Source organism: Ochrobactrum vermis, from assembly GCF_002975205.1.
Lineage (GTDB): Bacteria > Pseudomonadota > Alphaproteobacteria > Rhizobiales > Rhizobiaceae > Brucella > Brucella vermis.
In genome coordinates this window covers 279081-296835 of sequence record NZ_PCOC01000002.1, presented here as the reverse complement: position 1 = coordinate 296835, position 17755 = coordinate 279081, and the positions used below count along the sequence as shown (strand labels likewise).

The following is a 17755-nucleotide window of genomic DNA, read 5'->3' as shown; positions in this document are numbered from 1 at the left end:
GCGATATCGTTGAGGCGAAGTCGCCTTACTGCTTTCGCATCATTTCCGTTCTCCCAATCACAAACTCACTGTCGGGGCCTATCGTCATGCAAGAGTTGATGCTTTTGCATTTTGGCGCTATTCGCCGCAGAAATGACCGCTTAACCACTGGCGCGCTACTTTCGTGCAGCTTGCATTAAACAACTCGGCAATACCGTAACCGTCGGTTATGCTTTCAGCATGATTGTGTGAACGGCCGCAGCTTGCACGGCCTTTTGCGAATAGACGAGCGGACAATGGATTCCATCGCGCCAACCATTAAAAAGATCCTGATAATGTGATGTTTCGGGAATGCCCGACTGCCCCGGATTGTTCATAAACAAGCTGTTATCCCAGGAACCGACGTCAATTACCATGCGGACAGACGGCCCGGCCAGAACGGAAAAATCCGCGAGACGGTAATTGGCATAATTGAGCGTTGAACTGCTACCGCCGAGACCGATGGGGGCGAGAGACCAGTTTTCTTCCGTCAGCGTTTGCAGAGGGTGCTGTAAATGAAGCTTATGGATTTGTCCCCACGACCAGCGCTCGGGATCTGCGCCCATCACGGCTTGGCATTCGGCCCAGCCATCATTGAGGCTTTCGACGATGCGTTCATGCATCTGCATATCGGCTTGCGCCTCTTCCAGCCACGCCACGATGCTCGGCGCATCGAACGGCATGAGCAACGGAATGATCTCTGGCGTCGCGCCCTCCATTCGGGCCGCAAGCGGGCCGAGGTGTTTGCTGAACCACACCTCGAAAAAGGCAGCACTGGCAGATCGAGCCGTGAGGTCGCCATCCCAGTCTTGTAATAACCGCCAGACCGGTGATTCAGTGACCGCTGGCATTGCCAACAAACAGGCGAGCACGCGGCCGGCAATCGGTGAGAAAGTCGAGCACTGCAGGCGTACGCAATCGGTGAGCGAAATGGGCTCCTTTCGCGACAATTCGCGATGAAGTGTAATGTGCCTGCTGCTGTCGACCCACTCATAGCCGATGGCCGGGTTCGAACATGACCAATCATCCGGCACATTCATGGCATTGGCCGTCGCTACGAAACCGCGCACAGGATTGATTTCGTGGGGTCCGCCTCGCGCCGACAAATATCCGGCCCATTCATAGCGCCCATCGCCCGGTACGGGGAGAAGCCCGTCCCAATTGTTGCGAACAGGCGTCGCCCCGGATGGCTTCCACGCAATCGTGTTGCTGGTATCGGCATATATATGATTGACGGATGGACAGCCCCAGCCTGCCAGTGCATCCGCATAATCCGCATAGCTGGTCGCACGCATCACGGAGAGACTGGCCATATAGGGCGCCATACCCGCATTCATCCAGACGGTGCGCAGTGCCAAAGCGCGATTGCTTTCAAAATCCTGATAGAGCAGCGGACCGTGGCGGGTAAACTTCAATGCAACCGTCTGGCAGGGGTAACCCTTCACGGAAATCGTTTCTTTTATCGTCTCGACGGGTTCCCAGTCCTTGTCATAAGCATAAAGATCGGGATCGCTTTCATTTGTCCGATAAACATAAATATCTTCCTGATCCGCGCCAAAAATGGTCAACCCAAAAGCTGCGGTGCCGTTGTGGCCCATGGATATACCCGGTACCATCGGTTCACCTGCACCTATAATGTCCAGTCCTGGCATGGAGAGGTGCACGACATAGCGGATCGATGGTAAAACATGTGTGCGATGTGGGTCGAGAGCCAGTATTGGCCGCCCCGTACTGGTTTTTTCTGCCGATATGGCCCAGTTGTTCGACCCTTCTTCGAAAGTCGCTCTGACAATTTCACCGGATGGAGCAACTGTGGTCCATAGATCGGCTTCCTCAAGTGTGGCGGCAAGCCTGTCTCTGGAGAATGTCGCCGGACTGACTGCGAGATTGAAATCGCGCAGAACACGGTCAGTCATGATCGCCGGATCGAACCCATCAACCGGTTGAGGCACGACGCCATGCGACAACTCCTTGCGCAACCGATCGAGCTTCGCGCCGAGTTCGATCCCGGCCGCTGCCATCACTTTAGATCGCAGAAGTTCGGATGACGCATTGCGCGTCAACGAATGGGTTCGTACGCGTACAACATCTTCCGGCTTCCAGTGATCCGGCCGATGACCAAGCAGCACAAATTCCGGCGGCAGTGCTATCGAGCCTGCGTCGCAAGCATCGACATAGGCATTGATGCCATAAGCAAATGCAGTGCAGATTTCTTCCGAATCCGGCCCATAGGCTTTCCATTCCGAAGCCATGTCGCCGCGATACAGCAGCAGCCTTGCAGCTCTGTCTTGCTCGAGATAGCCCGGACCGAAATCTCGTGCCAGTAGGCCGAGACCGCGCTTACGTCCGATATCGATCTGCCAGAGGCGGTCGCGTGCGGCGTTCCACCCCTGTGCAAAGAAAAGATCGTGAAGGTTGTTGGCCCGAATGTGTGCCACACCCCACCGATCCACGGTGATGACGACGTCTTCTTTCAGGCCCGCGACTTGTCGGGCATCAAGTCTTGTCTCATCCAACTTTGCATCGAACATGGCAGCACTCGTCAGCCTTTATTCAAGCCCGAGGAACAGACCCGCATGGAGGCGCGCCCGTTCAATCAGACTGTCTTCGAAGATATGCTCACCCAAAGTGTGCAAGCCTTCGCCACGCACGCCAATGGAATCGAGTGTCGGGATGCCAAGTGCACCGGTGAAATTACCATCCGATCCGCCGCCCGAGCTTTGCGCTGTCATTGTAAAACCGATCGCCTTAGCGATATCATTAGCGAAGTTGAAGAGCTTCATATCCTGCGGCTGCGCATTTTCCCAAACCGGACGGGTTACACCGCGCGTCACGATGAATTCGACATCGTCTTTCATGCCTGCAAGCGCCATGATCCGCACAACGCCGTCTTCTAGATCCTTCTGGGTTTTGGCCATGCTGAGCACTTCGGCCTTGCAGTTCGAGGAAACGCAATTGACCCACTGTCCCGCCTGAATAACCCCCACGGAGAAGGTACAGTCATCCGTAGTAAGAGCTTCAATATCGATGACCTTCTCCGCCATTCGGCGGATGGCGGAACGGCCTTCCGCCAGCAGCCAACCAGCATGACTGGGTCGTCCCACCGTCTCGAGATTATAGCGGGCTATCGCATAGCGACCTACCACCGCGCCGCCATCGCGCCGCGCCGGTTCAGGCACCAGAACGTATTTGTTCTTGAGTGCTTCCTGTTCGATCAGGTCGCGCGTCGAAGGCGTGCCAACTTCTTCGTCAGGGGTTAGCAGGAAAGTAACGGGCAACTTTGTCGTCAGTCCCGAGCGAACGATTTGGCGCATGGCTTCGAGAGCGACAAAATTGCCGCCTTTCATATCCTGAATGCCAGGGCCATAAATCTTGCCGCCTTCGCGGCGATATGGATTCATTTCAATAACGCCGAGCGGATGCACCGTATCGAGATGACCGGACACCAAAACGCCCGGCTTGCCTTGATCTGCATGCGGGAAGCGTGCGCGCAGAGAGCCTCCAAATCCCATCCGTCCGGGGATCAATTCTACGCTCGCACCGGCGGCAGCAAAATCATAAGCGGCAGCGTCCACCATTCGGTTCACAGCGGCCGCTTCGAAGGTCGGGCTTTCCGTCTCGATCCATGGGCGCAGGCGTACAATCATATCATCGAGATCAAATGGCAGTTCATGCGCACTCATGCGGCTAATTCCTTATTCACTGGTAGACGAGTTTCCACGATCCGGGCATAGATCGACGATCCGATGGGTAACGTCGCGGGATCGAGCGTAAAGGCAGGATTGTGGAGGGCAGCCTTGCCGCCATGCAGCACATTAATGTAGGCGCCGGGCACGCTGGCGAGCATGTCGGCAAAATCCTCGCTGCCCATGAAAGCCGGGCAATCGTCGGTCACGTTTTCTTCGCCCAGAACATCGCGTGCGGCCGCCACATAGGCATCCGTCAGTTCGTGGTCGTTGCGCAAGACATCGAATACATTGCGAATATCGACATCGACGGTAATGCCATAGCCTGCCGCGACACCGGTACAAATCTCGCGCAGGCGGCTTTCGGCAAGGTCGCAGACGCGCTTTTCGAAATAGCGGATAGTACCGGTGATAGCTGCGACTTCCGGCACGATGTTGTAGGCGCTACCGGTGTGGAACTGCGTGCAGGAAACGACACAGGCATCGGTAGCCGGGATGTTGCGGGAAACGATGGTCTGCAATTGGCCAACGAGATCGGCACCGATCACAAGCACATCACGCGAATTATGCGGCTGGGCGGCATGGCTGCCTTTGCCGGTCAGTTTAATGTCGAAGAAGCTGGCGCCAGCCATGGCCGCGCCCTTGCGGATGACGGCTTTGCCAAGCGTACCCAGAGGCTGATTGTGCATGCCGTAGATTTCATCGCATGGGAACCGCTCAAATAGGCCCTCCGCGATCATGCCGCGCGCACCACCGAGCCCTTCTTCGGCGGGCTGAAAAACGAAAACGGCACTGCCTTCGAAATTGCGCGTTGCCGCGAGATATTGCGCAGCACCGAGCAGCATTGTCGTGTGTCCGTCATGACCGCAAGCATGCATGCGACCGGGATTTTGCGAGCTATAGGGAACGCCAGAAATTTCATCAATGGGCAACGCATCCATATCCGCGCGCAGGCCGACCCGACGATTGCTAGCGTTGCGTCCCTTAAGGATGCCGACAACGCCGGTCTTGGCAATACCGGTATGAACTTCATCGAAACCCCACTTTTCCAAAAGATTGGCGACAACGCCCGAAGCGTATTTCTCCTCAAAGCCAATCTCGGGATGACGATGCAGGTCCTCGAAAACCCCGCGCATCTCGCCGGCTTTTTCCTCAATAAACGGTATGATGGGCATGATTTCATTCCTGTTCAAAATCACTCGGAAAATAGGGGGCGCTCCCTGCGACCCCAATTAGGCGACGGGCTGCCCCGCCGCAAAATCCCAGAAGCGACCGGGAGCCGCTTCAATCAGTGCGCGTGTATAGTCGTGCGACGGGCTTCCCAGCACGACGGCCGCCTCCCCTTGCTCGACCACCTCGCCACGCTTCATCACGAGCACCTCATCGCAGATTTGCGCTGCGACCCGGAGGTCATGCGTAATGAAGATAATGGCGATACCGGTGTCCTTCTGTAGCTCTGCCAGAAGATCGAGAACTTGCGCCTGCACCGACACATCAAGCGCCGACACAGCCTCGTCTGCAACCAGAATATCCGGCCGCAGGGCAACCGCGCGGGCGATGGCGATGCGCTGGCGCTGGCCGCCAGAGAATTGGTGCGGATAACGTTTTAAAGCATCTTCCGGCAACGAAACGATCTTCAAAAGCCGCTTGGCTTCGGCCACGGCCTCCTCATAGGAGACACCGTAGTTCAGCGGACCCTCGGTCAAGCTCTGTTCGATGGTCCAGCGCGGATTGAGCGAGCGGAACGGGTCCTGAAATACGACTTGAAGTTTCTTGCGAAACGGCTTCATGTCGCGTTTGCCGAGATGGGCGATGTCACAACCGTCGATGACGATTTCGCCTTCCGTGGGTTCGATTAGGCGCATGATCGACCGTGCCACCGTCGTCTTGCCGGAACCGGACTCACCGACGATACCGAGCGTGCGACCCGGCTTGAGGTCGAATGTCACCTCGCACGATGCCTTGACGGCGGGCTTTCTGTTGAAAATGCTGCCACCCTGATAGGTCATGCCAAGATTGCGGACTTGGATGACCGGATCGAGGCCCTGCGGTTCACGTGCCGCACGCGGAATGAGGCTTGGTACCGATCCGAGCAGGTCTTTCGTATATTGCTGCTGCGGCTGCGTCAGCATCGGCTGGATTCTGCCACGCTCTACGATCTCGCCGCTACGCATAACGCAGACCCGGTCCGCGATCTCGGCCACCACACCCATATCATGCGTAATGAACAGCACGGCAGTCCCATGCTTTTCCTGCAACTCAGCAATCAGCGACAAAATCTGCTTTTGCGTTGTCACATCGAGTGCCGTGGTTGGCTCATCGGCAATCAGCAGCATCGGCTCTAAAATGAGCGCCATGGCGATCATGATGCGCTGGCGCTGCCCACCGGATAGTTGGTGCGGATAGCTCTGATAAATGCGCTCGACATCGGGCAGATGCACCTGCTCCATGATGTTGATGACTTTGGCACGTTTGGCATCCACAGACAGTCCAGTGTGAATGTCCAGCACCTCGGTGATCTGTTCGCCGACACGCATGACGGGATTGAGCGCCGTCATCGGCTCCTGAAAGATCATCGAAATACGCGTGGCGCGTATTTTCTTCATATCGGAGGGCGACAGCTTGAGGAGGTCGTTGCCGTCCAGCCGGATAGCGCCGCTCTCCACCTTGAGGGCACACTTGGGCAAAAGCCCCATCGCCGTCAGCGAAGTCACCGATTTGCCCGAGCCGGATTCGCCGACGAGGCAAACCGTTTCACCCTTGCGGATATCGAAGTTGACGTCACGCAGGACTGGTGTACCGCCCGGTAAGGCGACAACGAGGTTTTCCACCTCAAGCACAACAGGCTCTTGCGAGAAATCACGATTGCGCAGTTCCATATCAGCCCTCCCGCTTCTTGAGGCGTGGATCGAGACTATCGCGCGCCGTATCACCGAGAAGATTGATCGACAGCACGCACAATGTCAGCAAAAGGCCGGGCCAGAGCACAATCGACGGCTTGATGCGGAAGAACTGGCGGCCTTCGGCCATGATGTTGCCCCAGGTCGGAATTTCGGTGCTGATGCCAGCGCCGAGGAATGAAAGGATCGCTTCGGTAAGGATCGCCGATGCGACGATATAGGTGCCCTGCACGATCAGGGGCGCCATCGTATTCGGCAAAAGATGGCGGAACAGGATTTTCGACGTGCTGGAACCGAGCGCCAATGCCGCTTCGACATAAGGCTCCTCTCGGGCGCTCAGAATAACCGAACGGACCAGACGCACCACCCGCGGAATTTCAGGAATGGTGATCGCCACAATCACCGAACCGATGGTCGGCCCGTTGAGCGCAACCAGCGCGATGGCGATCAGGATCGACGGCATCGCCATCAAGGCATCCATCATGCGCATGATGATCGCATCGGCAGTACGGAAGAAACCGGCGATAAGACCGATGAAAACTCCAGCCGCAATCGACGCTGCCGCCGCGAAAAGCCCGATCAGGAGTGAGATGCGCCCGCCGAGGATCATACGCGAGAAGAGATCGCGACCGTAATTGTCAGTACCGAGCAGATATTCATCCGAAGGCGGTTTCAGACGCATTAGCGGGTTCATGGCCAGAGGATCGTGCGGTGCGATCCAGGGCGAGATGAGGGTGAGCAGAACGATTGCGGCGAGAAGAGCACCCGCAACCAGTGGCCCGATACCGATGCGAGCAACGCGCGGCAACGAGAACAGGCGAAGCATCCAGTGCATGCCAGTCGATGTCGATTCAGAGCGCATCAATAACGTATCCTCGGGTCAAACAGTGTGTAGGAAAGATCGATCAGCAGATTGACGAAAACGTAAAGCGCGCTCGTCAGAAGGATCATGGCCTGAATGACCGGGTAGTCGCGCGCGAGCACTGCATCCACGGTCAAGCGACCGATGCCCGGAATATTAAAGATACTTTCGGTAACGACGACACCGGAGATCAGCAGGGCAAAACCCGTACCCACAATCGTGACGACCGGCACGGCCGCATTCTTAAGTGCGTGCACGAACAGCAGACGGCGGTCGCTTACACCCTTGGCGCGTGCGGTACGGATATAGTCTTCACCCAGCACATCCAGCATCGCCGCCCGGGTCATGCGGGCGATAAGCGCGATATAGATCGAGGCCAACGTCACGGCAGGAAGGATCGCCCGTTCCATGAAACTGCCGAAGCCTGATGAAATCGGCTTGAAACCCTGCACCGGCAGCCAACCGAGATTGACCGAGAAGATCAACAACAGCACATAACCGACCAGAAACACGGGTACGGAAAAGCCGAGAACCGAAAAGCTCATAACCAGATAGTCGATCCAGGAACGATGCCGCCAGGCCGCGACGACGCCCATTGGGATCGCCACGAGAACCGCGATGATGATGGTCAGAACGGCAATCGAAATGGTCGGGCCGATGCGCTGCGAAACCATGTCCAGCACTGGAACGCCAGAAATTAGCGACACGCCGAGATCGCCCTGCAATATCTTGCCCATCCAAGTGAAATATTGAGTCAGGATCGGCTCGTTAAGGCCCATAGCCTCACGAATGCGATCCAGTTGCTCGGTTGTCGCGGCGTCGCCTGCGAGGATCGCCGCCGGGTCGCCAGGCGTCAGGCGCAGAAGGAGAAAAACGAAAATCGATACCAGCAGCAGAACTGGCACCAGCGCAAGAATGCGTTTTATCAGATAGACAGCCATCTACACGTCCCACGTGAGGCAGAACCGGAGGGAAGAGCCAGTTCCGCATTGGACAGGGACCTATCGCGCCACGAAGACTGAAGCGCGATAGGGGAGGCAGGATTATTCCTCTGTCTTTTTCACGTTCCAAAAGACCGGCACAGGCGAGCCAAGCATATCGACGATATTGGCGCGGCGTCCCTGTGGCGGGTTGTACTCGCCAAGCGGAATATAGAGCACATTCTCAAGCGTATGCGCCTGTATCTTCTCGACCACGGCTTTGCGGTCTTCCGGCGACTGCGCGTTGATATAGTCCTTCTTCAAAACTTCGATCTGGTCGTCCTTCGGCCAGCCGAACCAGCCCTGATCGCCACGGCCGTTGAGCATCACCGAATTGAGCGGCGTTGCGATTTCTGGAATCTGCCAATTGGTGAAGAAGATGTTCCAGCCCCCCTTTGACGGCTCGTCCTTGGAAGCGCGGCGGCCGACCAGCGTTTGCCAGTCCATCGGCTGCATATCGACCGTAAAACCGGCTGCGCGTAATTGCTGCGCAGCGACGACAGGCTGAGGTGACAGGCTGGTCACGTCGGTTGGCTGCATCATCACGACCGGCTTGCCGTCATAGCCAGCCTTCTTCAGGAGCGCCTTGGCTTCTTCAATATTGCCCTTCGCAGTTATGGTTTCGGCGCCAATATCGGTAGCATTCGGCGTACCACAACCGAAAATCGCACCGCAAACCTTGTAATAGCCGGGGTCCGCCATTAGCGCGGCCAGTACCGGCTCTTGCGACATGGCAAGGAAGGCCGCGCGCCGAATATCCGGATTGTCAAAAGGCGGATGCTTGAAATTCAGACGGCCCATGGTCTGGTAGCCAAGCGGATCGCGCTTTTCCAGAACAACGGAATCGTCTCCCTCGAACAGCGGAACCAGATCGACCGGCACCTGCTCTAGATAATCGATTTCGCCGCTCGTCAGCGCGTTGACCGCAGTCTGCGCGTCAGTCATCGTGACCCAGCGCACCTTGTCCACATTCACGACCTTGCCCCCAGCCATCCAGCTCGCAGGCTCTTTGCGCGGAACATAATCCTCGTTCTTGACGTAGCTGACACCGACGCCCGGCTGGAATTCCGCAGGCACGAATTTGAACGGGCCCGAACCGATATGTTCAGTGATGGCCGTATCGGCAGGGGTCGCGGCGATACGGGCCGGCATGATGAAAGGCGGCAGGGCAGCCTGCTTGGACAGCGTATCGAGGAATGGTGCGAAAGGCTCCTTGAGCGTCCATACCAGCGTCTTATCGTCGGTGGCCTCGAGCGACTCCGTAATGTCCATGATGAGCTGGCCGCCCGCGTCGCGCTTGGCCCAGCGTTCCAGCGACGCCACAGCATCGGCTGCTGTAACCGAAGCGCCATCATGGAACTTGAGACCGTCGCGCAGCGTGAAAGTGTAGACTTTCTGGTCGTCGGAGATCGTCCAGTCTGCCATTTGCGGCTGTGGCTTGAAATTCTCGTCGACGGCGATCAGCACATCGTAGATCATATAGGCATGATCGCGCGTGATATGCGCCGTTGTGATAATCGGATCGAGGATACGCAGATCGGAATGCATGACGGCTGTCAGGGTCGTTTCAGCCCATGCATTGCTTGGTGCGTTGCCAGCACCGAGTGCGATCAGAGAAGCGGCTAGTCCATACTTCAACCGGCGGAGAATGGGGCCGGAGGTAGGGGATTTAAAAAACAGCATCTGTGTGGTTCCTCTGAAGGTTTTTTCTGCTTATTGTTTGAATTCTTTCCCAAGCGGCTCGAGCCGGATGCCCAAGCGCAAATGTTTCCATGACAGTTGAGCCGGGCTCAGCGGCATAGCGCCTGGAGCCGTGCAGACTAGAAGCTTCTCGGCAATCGGCGCAAAGTCGGCACGAAAATGCACGGAGCTTTTATTGACCAGAATGGCTTCCTTTTCCGGCTCGATACCGACCATGCGATAAAGCGCGCGATCCGCCATTTGCGCGAGATTGGTCGTAACGACGATGCGCGTTCCGCCAAGCCGCAGACATGCCGACGGCCCCATATGCAGCCAGCTACCGCCGTAATAGGGCCCGGTGGCATGCGCTTTGCCGTCAGAAAGTTTCTCAACCTGAAACCGTGCGGTGAATGGCGCGTCTCCGGCGATCCCGGACTTGCCGCCCAGCGATATTTCGATCTCAGCTCCCTCGCCTGCCCGATGAGCGAGTGCCGCGGCGTGGGGATCGTGTATGCAGCCGATGGATGCTCGCTCGGCACCACAGGCCACAAGTGCCCGGAGCATTCCCGTCGTGTCGGAGCTGCCACCGGCACCTGGATTGTCCTGCGTATCGGCAATCACGATGGGACGCGTTGCATCGCGGGAAAGTTCGATCGCTTTTTCGACACCTTCCTCAGGCTGATAGGCAATGCCTGCAAAAGACCCTTCCGCGGCGGCCAATGCATCAGCAATGGCATCCGCGCAGTGCTCGACCGCAGCGAGATCCCAGCCATAAGCGAAAACAGAGGGGCCGCATTCAGCAAAATCAGCAGCGGGAAAGCCCATGAAGAGCGAGGCCGTCAGCACATTTTCCGGCAGGTCGACCGTCATGGCATAAAGGGCCTTAGCGGGTTGTTCGTCCGTGCATTGCCACGCAATCGGAATGAGATAATCACCCTGACGCATGGTCTTGTGCCAGCCATTCGGCCGGACATCCGGTTCGTCCATCAGCGCCTGCAACGCCCTGGCCGAACGATAACCGGTTTCAGCCATATCGACATGCGGATAGGTGCGGAAACCGACCATCACATCGGTAAGATCGAACATGCGCTTTGTTATATTGCCGTGCAGATCGAGCGCGACGGCAATCGGTTCTACGGGGCGAACAGCGCGAACCCGCTCCAGCAATTCACCTTCGCCATCATCCACATGCGCAGCAACCATTGCACCGTGCAGGTCGATGAAAATCCCGTCGAGCGGACCGCAGTCCTTCAGCCCTGCAACGATTTCCGAAACGATGGCTTCATAGGCGTCTTGCGTAACAGGGGCAGACGGTATGGCACCGGCCCACAGAATCGGCACAACTTCCCATCCTGCTTCACGAGCAAATTGCAGCGCACCGGCAATACCCAGATTGACGTCTTGCGCGCGATCGACAATCGCGTCGCCGCGTGACAGCGGAATATAGCCACCGCCTTGAACGAACGCCGCCTTATCGGCTGGAGCCGCGGCAAAGGTATTCGTTTCATGCAAAAAGCCAGCAACAGCCACGCGTTTTGACACGAGCATACTCCCATTTCATCGATTTGCCCCCTCGGGCAGGAATGTGTATCTGTCAGCGATACATCTATATCTATTTTTATCTTAGGAACCAATTTTGGCTCTTGTCAATCCTAGAACGGCGACTAAAGATTTTTCCCATGAACACGTTTCGAGACTTGGGCGGCATCTCCACTTTTCACCCCGACGAAGGGGAAGCCTACAATGAGGATCCATTGTTTCTGCGCTCTGTTGCGCGGACCGTGGCCGTCATGATGGCGTTTCAGAAGGCGCGACAGCCACTGTCGCTGAGCCAAGTCGCGACCGCGGCTGGGATCGACCGCAGCGCGGCGCAACGCATCATTCATTCGTTGCAAAAACTGGATGTTATCGCCCGCGATCCCGCAGATCGCGGCTATTTGCCGGGCCTGCGTATTCTCGATATGACCCACGATCTGTTGCGGCTCAATCCGATGCTGCAACGCGCCAACCCGATCATGCTGGAGTTGCGACGCCGCGTGCACGAACGCGTTGATCTTTCGCTTTTCGACGATGTCCGGGTTGTCTATGCCGTGCGCATGCCGTCGAAGCACGAAATCTTCAGCGCAACGCTCGTCGGCCATGCCGTGCCAACCTATTGCACGGCCGGCGGTGTCGCCATTCTTTCACGACTGCCCGACGAAAGAATCGCAGATATCGTCAGCCGTTCCGACCTGACGCCTTTCACGCCCCATACAATTCGGTCTCTGGAAGAGGTGATGGAAGAGGTGAATGCCACGCGGGAACGCGGGCATTCTGTCTTGTGTCGCCAGCTTCTGTATAATGAAGTTGCGATCGGCGCAGCCATTCTTGATGCAGGTGGCAATCCGGTCGGCGCAATTCATGTGGCTGGCAGCTTGCAAGAATGGTCGACCGAAAGCTTCAGTGAGAATTTCGGACCACTCGTCGAAAATGCCGCACGGACCGTTTCAGAACGCCGGTGACCGTTTGGGTCAGCGTTACGCCTATCGACTAGTCACCTGAATCTGAAGTTCGGTTCATTGTTTTCTGGCAGAAACGCTTGACCGACGCGAGGATTTGATCGGCAGATTTAACCCATTTGTAGGGTGTGGGGCTTTCGTTGTGTGCTTTGATGAAGGCATTAATGTCAGCCTCGAGTTCTGCTGTTGAACGGTGTGCGCCACGCTGTAACTGCTTTCGCGTCAGTTCTGCAAACCAACGTTCGACCTGGTTAATCCAGGATGCCGACGTAGGTGTGAAGTGAACATACCAATGAGGTCGCCGCGCGAGCCATGCTTTGATCTTAGGTGTCTTGTGGGTTGCATAGTTATCCATCACCAGATGGACGTCTGGCCCGTCGGGCAATTCGGCGTCGATCCGTTTTAGAAAGTCAAGAAATTCAGCGGCTCTGTGACGCTTGTAGCAACGACCGATTACCGCGCCAGTGGCAACGTCGAGCGCGGCAAATAGGGAAGTTGTGCCATTGCGCACATAAGTATGCGTCCGCCGTTCAGGGATACCCGGTGCCATTGGCAGAACTGGCTGCTCACGATCCAGCGCCTGGATTTGCGACTTCTCATCTACGCATAGAACAATCGCCCGATCTGGTGGCGACATATAAAGCCCAACAATGTCCTGGACCTTGTCAACAAACAGCGGATCGGTGGACAGTTTGAATGTCTCCGATCGATGTGGTTGCAAGCCAAAGGCTCGCCAGATCCGCCGGATAGTGGTGTGCGAAAGCCCGCTATTGGCTGCCATCGAACGGATGGACCAGTGCGTGGCATCTGTGGGTATAGTGTTCAACGTACGCTCAACAACCTGAGCAACCTGCGCATCGGAAACCGTTCGTGGTCGACCTGCACGATACTCATCTGTCAGGCCTTCAATGCCATCCTGTGCAAACCGGCGGCGCCACTTACCAACAGTATGTTCGTGAACACCCAGGCGTTCGGCAACCTCCTTGCTGTGCAGACCCTGAGCGCACAGTAAAATCATCTGGCAACGATCTGACAAGGAACGTGGCGCTTTATGCTTACGCACCTGGGATTCAAGGAACTTCTTATCCGCCTCGTTCAGAACGACGAGGTCCGCTGGCCGGCCAATCATGATAAAAACTCCTGTTCCTCTGACAGAAGCTAAACAATATGAGGCTTACTTTAGTTCCACCTGACTAGGCCGTAGACTCATAACGATCTGATCCAAATTCTTGCTGCTGCCAATTTGACGGCGGCGAGAAAGTTCATCGGGTTTTTATCGTAACGGGTGGCGATTCCTCTGAACTGTTTGAGTTTGCTGAAGAATCGCTCAACGAGATTGCGCTGTCGGTAAACCCATTGGCTGAAAGGGAAGCTTCCCTTCCGATTGCTCTTGGCAGGAATATTGGCCCATGCCTGCCGTTGCTTTGCAAATGCTCTTATAGCGTTGGTATCGTAGGCCTTGTCCGCCAGCAGGATCGCACCCTTGGAGATTGTCTGTAACAATGGTTCTGCCATGCGGCCATCATGGGCTTGGCCGGCTGTGAGTGCGAGGCGGATCGGTCGACCATCGGCATCGACAACTGCGTGGATTTTGGTGGTCAAGCCGCCACGGGAACGTCCCATGCAGCCATCGTCTTGATCCCCCTTTTTCCTGTCGCCGCATGTTGATGAACACGGACACAGGAGCTGTCGATCATGACGATATCGCCATCGAAAGCCTTGGAAATCTCGCCCAGAACATGATCCCAGACACCCGCCTTGCGCCATCGCACGAACCGGTTGTAGCAAGTGGTATACGGACCATATCGATCCGGAACGTCTGCCCATGGCGAGCCTGTCCGGAACCGCCATAAGATGCCGTTGATCACTCGACGGTCATCAACCCGTGGCACTCCACGCGGCTTGTTCGGCAGTAGCGGCTGGATTATACCCCACTCGAAATCGGTCAGATCAAAACGCCGACGGGTCATAAATTGCCTCCTTCAAATAAAGGCCCTTGAATCATGAACTGTGCGTAGGAGAAAGTGATTTTGAGCGGCTTGGAATCGCGCTCGTGTATAAGACAGAAAGGCTTGAGGACTAATGGCTGAAGTGCACCGAACTGCTGCATCCCTCCGCTTTCACGGGGACGATCTCGATCCAGAAGAGATATCGCGCATTCTTGGGGTGCAGCCGACGAAGGGCGTGAAAAAAGGCGGCACTTGGACTACACCTAAAGGGAAAGAAATTGTGGCTTGGAGCGGCTACTGGATGCTGTCCGCACCCGATGAAAGTCCTGGCGAACTCGACAAGCAGGTTGCCACTCTCTTTGCCGCCTTGAGCACGGATTTGGAGGCGTGGAGAGCATTATCCTTACGCTTCCGGGGAAACATATTCGTAGGCCTGTTCCTCTCAGGCTTTAATGAGGGCCAAAGCCTTTCTCCAACCACAACCTGCGCGATCGGACTGCGTGGATTGGAACTCGACCTCGACATCTACAGCGGTGACGAGTTGGACGAGACGACCGTTTGAAGCCATCTTTTATGAGTTTACGACCTAATCCATCAAACGGTTCGCGAGGCCAACGGAATCGGAATCACGCCCACCACGTTCTACCAATCGAAGTTTTCAGACCAAAACTTTGCCCAGTCGAAGTCCTTTTGTATAACAACCTATCAGGCTCTTCTGAACACCAGAAACAAATTCCGCGGGCAGAATGCGCCTGGTGCCATCATCTTTGATGACGCCCATGTTGGAGAGCGTTTGGTCCGAGACGCGTTTACGCTGACGATCAGGAAGGCAGAAAACGAGGTGCTTTATTCAAAAATAGCCGCGATCATCAAGGAGTGTTTCCACGATGTCGGCCAAATTTATAATTTCGAGCAGATTGTCTCAGACTTCTCTTCCGGAACCGTAGCCCTTTGCCCACCGAACGGCGTACATAATCGCAGCCATGAATTCCAGGCAGCGTTGGAACCTCACATCGACGGCGACATAGGCCTTCAGCTGCCTTTTGATTACCTCCGCGGGCACTTGCAATACTGCGCGATCACCATCAGCAAGTTCGTAATCGAGATCACGCCACCCTTCATCCCTGCACTCCATGTCCGCGCCCTTGAAGACAAGCGCGTGCCCAAAACCTTCCTTTCGGCCACTGTCCAGTCAAAGGGCGATATTATAAGGGCTTTTGGGCGATCTCCGAGGGTAATCGAGCCGGACGTTGACGCTGGCCTTGGTGAGCGGCTCATGTTGTTCGGATCGTCGTTGAATGAATTCTGCAACAACGTGAAGGGGCTCGAGGCGCTAAGCAAAAAAGTGAAGGTTCTGATTGCCACTCCAACGGAAAAGGCGGCAGACAAATGGGATGACTTTGCCTCTCCGCCGAAGAGCGCTGATACATTCACGCAAAAGCTTAACGAGTTCCGCGTAAACACGACGGGCGCATTCATGTTGCTTGGCAGATATGATGGCATCGACCTACCCGACGATGACTGCCGTGTCATGGCGGTTGATGGGGTGCCGGTTGGGTCGGCGCAGCTGGAAAGATACCTGTTCGATCGTATTAAGTTAGACCAGACATTCTTCCCGCGGATCGCCAACCGGTTCACCCAGCTCTTTGGCCGCATCAATCGTGGCAAGAACGATTACGGCATCTATTTCATCTATTCGACCGATGCTGAAAACTGGCTGCGAAACGTTGCCAACCAGGCGTACTTCCCCAAGATCCTCCAAGAGCAGATACGGCTTTCAGAAGAGTTCTGCGATCAGCTGAAAGACATGACGGCTGACAAAATCGAGTCGATCGTCACGCAGATCATTGAGCGCGACGCAGGCTGGCTTTCCTATTATCAGGCACAGATCGGTCAGAATCCGATCGACGAGAAACGCATTAGCGATCGTGAGGACTACACAAAATTCGATGATGAACTCGCAAAGCGCGAAGCAAACTTTATCCTTATGCTCTGGCAGGGAGATCATGGCGGGGCGATCAAGCAGTTCGAGGAGATTATCGACGAGGTAAGGATGAAAAATCCTCGCCTCGCTGGTTGGTACGCGATCTGGCTTGGATCAGCCAACGCCATCCTTGGTCGCCCCGACGCAATGTTCGACTGGTTTGACGAGGCGAGAAACAGGCTCGGCGGTAAGCTTCCATTGCCTCGTCAGGAGCAGGAGGACGTTGGGGTGCTTCCGGCCTGCAAGGCCGTTATCGAGGAGGGGTTGCGCGAGTTCTGCGCGCTTACCGTGCCCGAAGCCAATCGGAAGCTAATAAAGCTAATCAAAGCCGCTGAACCTGCATACGGTGATCTCTCGCACAAGAAGGCGGAGGAAGCGATCAGGATCATCGGAGCTGCGTTGGGTTTTGATTCTCGTCGGCCCGATACTGACGAGCACGACGGCCCCGACAACATTTGGATCGATCATAACACCAAGGTTGTAATCCCTATTGAGTTAAAGACGGACAAGCTTGAGGGCAGCCCGATCAACTCCGAGGAGGTCGGGCAAGTTTACCAGCATCTGGAGTGGGCGAGATCGCGATACTCAGGTTACAATGTCCCCGGCATACTCGTTTACACGGAGAGTAAGTCGGTTACCGGTAGCAGTAATCCGTCCAGCGACATGTTCTTTGCCAATCAAAGGACGATGAAGGATCTGCAGGCGTCCTTTATTACCGGCGTAACGATGCTCTCCAAGCTATCTCCCCTGGAAAAATATGGTAAAGCGTTCGAGATCGGCAGCGGACCGGAGTGGCAACCGCTGGCCATCTTCGAGCGATTGAAAGTCGGATGCCTCAAGGACGCTGATTAATAAAAGCGGGGTTTGGGCATGACCACTCTCCCGCAGGAAACATGAAGCTGTCGCCACTTAGCTATGTCCGCTTTCTAGCGAGCGCGATGGCGACCTCTAAGACCGACTTAAAGCGCGCTACTGACCGGCAACTTTCGACCTCATTGTCGCCCTCCGGGGTGCTTCCGTCGCCGCCCGGAACTTGCCATTCGCTCGGCCTCCTACGGGGGGCGCGGACAGCAGCTAAAAATCAAAAACATCATAGCTATCGCCCGCGGCCCGCTGGTTCCTTCCTCGAGGACTTTCGTTCGCCTGCAGGCCCCGAAACTCTACCGTGGGGGGCCGTACGCATGGCCGGCAAGATTCG

Annotated in this window: 13 protein-coding genes; 3 read left to right on the top strand and 10 right to left on the bottom strand. The window is 56.1% G+C overall.

Features of this window, described 5'->3' with window-relative positions; genetic code table 11:
* Positions 1-206: 206 nt before the first annotated feature.
* From CQZ93_RS15580 to CQZ93_RS15545, 8 genes are all read right to left on the bottom strand, one after another.
* Positions 207-2549, bottom strand: coding sequence for a penicillin acylase family protein (locus CQZ93_RS15580; RefSeq protein WP_105543561.1), 2343 nt, complete (start codon positions 2547-2549; stop codon positions 207-209).
* 18 nt (positions 2550-2567) lie between these two features.
* Positions 2568-3701 (bottom strand): M20/M25/M40 family metallo-hydrolase, encoded by a 1134-nt coding sequence (locus CQZ93_RS15575; RefSeq protein ID WP_105543560.1) that lies wholly within the window; start codon positions 3699-3701, stop codon positions 2568-2570.
* Complete coding sequence (locus CQZ93_RS15570; protein ID WP_105543559.1) at positions 3698-4879, bottom strand: M20 aminoacylase family protein; 1182 nt, start codon at positions 4877-4879, stop codon at positions 3698-3700. The genes CQZ93_RS15575 and CQZ93_RS15570 overlap by 4 nt, the downstream gene beginning before the upstream one ends.
* Before the next feature lie 57 nt (positions 4880-4936).
* Positions 4937-6583, bottom strand: coding sequence for an ABC transporter ATP-binding protein (locus CQZ93_RS15565; protein ID WP_105543558.1), 1647 nt, complete (start codon positions 6581-6583; stop codon positions 4937-4939).
* Between the two features lies 1 nt (position 6584).
* Positions 6585-7466, bottom strand: coding sequence for an ABC transporter permease (locus tag CQZ93_RS15560; RefSeq protein WP_105543557.1), 882 nt, complete (start codon positions 7464-7466; stop codon positions 6585-6587).
* The gene (locus tag CQZ93_RS15555; protein WP_105543556.1) at positions 7466-8407 is read right to left on the bottom strand and encodes an ABC transporter permease; all 942 of its coding nucleotides are present in this window, start codon (positions 8405-8407) and stop codon (positions 7466-7468) included. Before CQZ93_RS15555 ends, CQZ93_RS15560 begins: the two co-directional genes overlap by 1 nt.
* A gap of 102 nt (positions 8408-8509) precedes the next feature.
* Positions 8510-10129, bottom strand: a complete 1620-nt coding sequence (locus CQZ93_RS15550) for an ABC transporter substrate-binding protein (RefSeq protein ID WP_105543555.1) — start codon at positions 10127-10129, stop codon at positions 8510-8512.
* A gap of 30 nt (positions 10130-10159) precedes the next feature.
* Complete coding sequence (locus tag CQZ93_RS15545; RefSeq protein ID WP_105543554.1) at positions 10160-11674, bottom strand: M81 family metallopeptidase; 1515 nt, start codon at positions 11672-11674, stop codon at positions 10160-10162.
* A gap of 131 nt (positions 11675-11805) precedes the next feature.
* Between CQZ93_RS15545 and CQZ93_RS15540 the strand changes: the two genes are divergently transcribed.
* Positions 11806-12627 (top strand): IclR family transcriptional regulator, encoded by an 822-nt coding sequence (locus CQZ93_RS15540; protein ID WP_105543553.1) that lies wholly within the window; start codon positions 11806-11808, stop codon positions 12625-12627.
* A 28-nt stretch (positions 12628-12655) separates the two neighbouring features.
* Here CQZ93_RS15540 and CQZ93_RS15535 read toward each other — a convergent pair whose 3' ends face one another.
* Both CQZ93_RS15535 and CQZ93_RS15530 read right to left on the bottom strand, forming a co-directional pair.
* Positions 12656-13753, bottom strand: a complete 1098-nt coding sequence (locus CQZ93_RS15535) for an IS630 family transposase (RefSeq protein ID WP_105543390.1) — start codon at positions 13751-13753, stop codon at positions 12656-12658.
* A gap of 77 nt (positions 13754-13830) precedes the next feature.
* Positions 13831-14594 (bottom strand): IS5 family transposase gene (locus CQZ93_RS15530; RefSeq protein ID WP_105535320.1). Its coding sequence is split into 2 segments (ribosomal slippage): positions 13831-14273 and positions 14273-14594, totalling 765 coding nucleotides; the frame shifts between segments, so codons are not numbered across the junction.
* Between the two features lie 112 nt (positions 14595-14706).
* Here CQZ93_RS15530 and CQZ93_RS15525 point away from each other — a divergent pair.
* Both CQZ93_RS15525 and CQZ93_RS15520 read left to right on the top strand, forming a co-directional pair.
* Positions 14707-15135 (top strand): DUF4279 domain-containing protein, encoded by a 429-nt coding sequence (locus tag CQZ93_RS15525; RefSeq protein ID WP_071634668.1) that lies wholly within the window; start codon positions 14707-14709, stop codon positions 15133-15135.
* Between the two features lie 231 nt (positions 15136-15366).
* Complete coding sequence (locus tag CQZ93_RS15520) at positions 15367-17409, top strand: helicase C-terminal domain-containing protein (RefSeq protein WP_105543552.1); 2043 nt, start codon at positions 15367-15369, stop codon at positions 17407-17409.
* Positions 17410-17755 lie beyond the last annotated feature (346 nt).

What these genes read in the sequence shown, in the direction of transcription:
- CQZ93_RS15575 (WP_105543560.1), bottom strand. Translation starts at nt 3,701, where the DNA reads ATGAGTGCGCATGAACTGCCATTTGATCTCGATGATATGATTGTACGC.
- CQZ93_RS15570 (WP_105543559.1), bottom strand. Translation starts at nt 4,879, where the DNA reads ATGCCCATCATACCGTTTATTGAGGAAAAAGCCGGCGAGATGCGCGGG.
- CQZ93_RS15535 (WP_105543390.1), bottom strand. Translation starts at nt 13,753, where the DNA reads ATGATTGGCCGGCCAGCGGACCTCGTCGTTCTGAACGAGGCGGATAAG.
- CQZ93_RS15565 (WP_105543558.1), bottom strand. Translation starts at nt 6,583, where the DNA reads ATGGAACTGCGCAATCGTGATTTCTCGCAAGAGCCTGTTGTGCTTGAG.
- CQZ93_RS15555 (WP_105543556.1), bottom strand. Translation starts at nt 8,407, where the DNA reads ATGGCTGTCTATCTGATAAAACGCATTCTTGCGCTGGTGCCAGTTCTG.
- CQZ93_RS15540 (WP_105543553.1), top strand. Translation starts at nt 11,806, where the DNA reads ATGAACACGTTTCGAGACTTGGGCGGCATCTCCACTTTTCACCCCGAC.
- CQZ93_RS15545 (WP_105543554.1), bottom strand. Translation starts at nt 11,674, where the DNA reads ATGCTCGTGTCAAAACGCGTGGCTGTTGCTGGCTTTTTGCATGAAACG.
- CQZ93_RS15580 (WP_105543561.1), bottom strand. Translation starts at nt 2,549, where the DNA reads ATGTTCGATGCAAAGTTGGATGAGACAAGACTTGATGCCCGACAAGTC.
- CQZ93_RS15560 (WP_105543557.1), bottom strand. Translation starts at nt 7,466, where the DNA reads ATGCGCTCTGAATCGACATCGACTGGCATGCACTGGATGCTTCGCCTG.
- CQZ93_RS15550 (WP_105543555.1), bottom strand. Translation starts at nt 10,129, where the DNA reads ATGCTGTTTTTTAAATCCCCTACCTCCGGCCCCATTCTCCGCCGGTTG.
- CQZ93_RS15525 (WP_071634668.1), top strand. Translation starts at nt 14,707, where the DNA reads ATGGCTGAAGTGCACCGAACTGCTGCATCCCTCCGCTTTCACGGGGAC.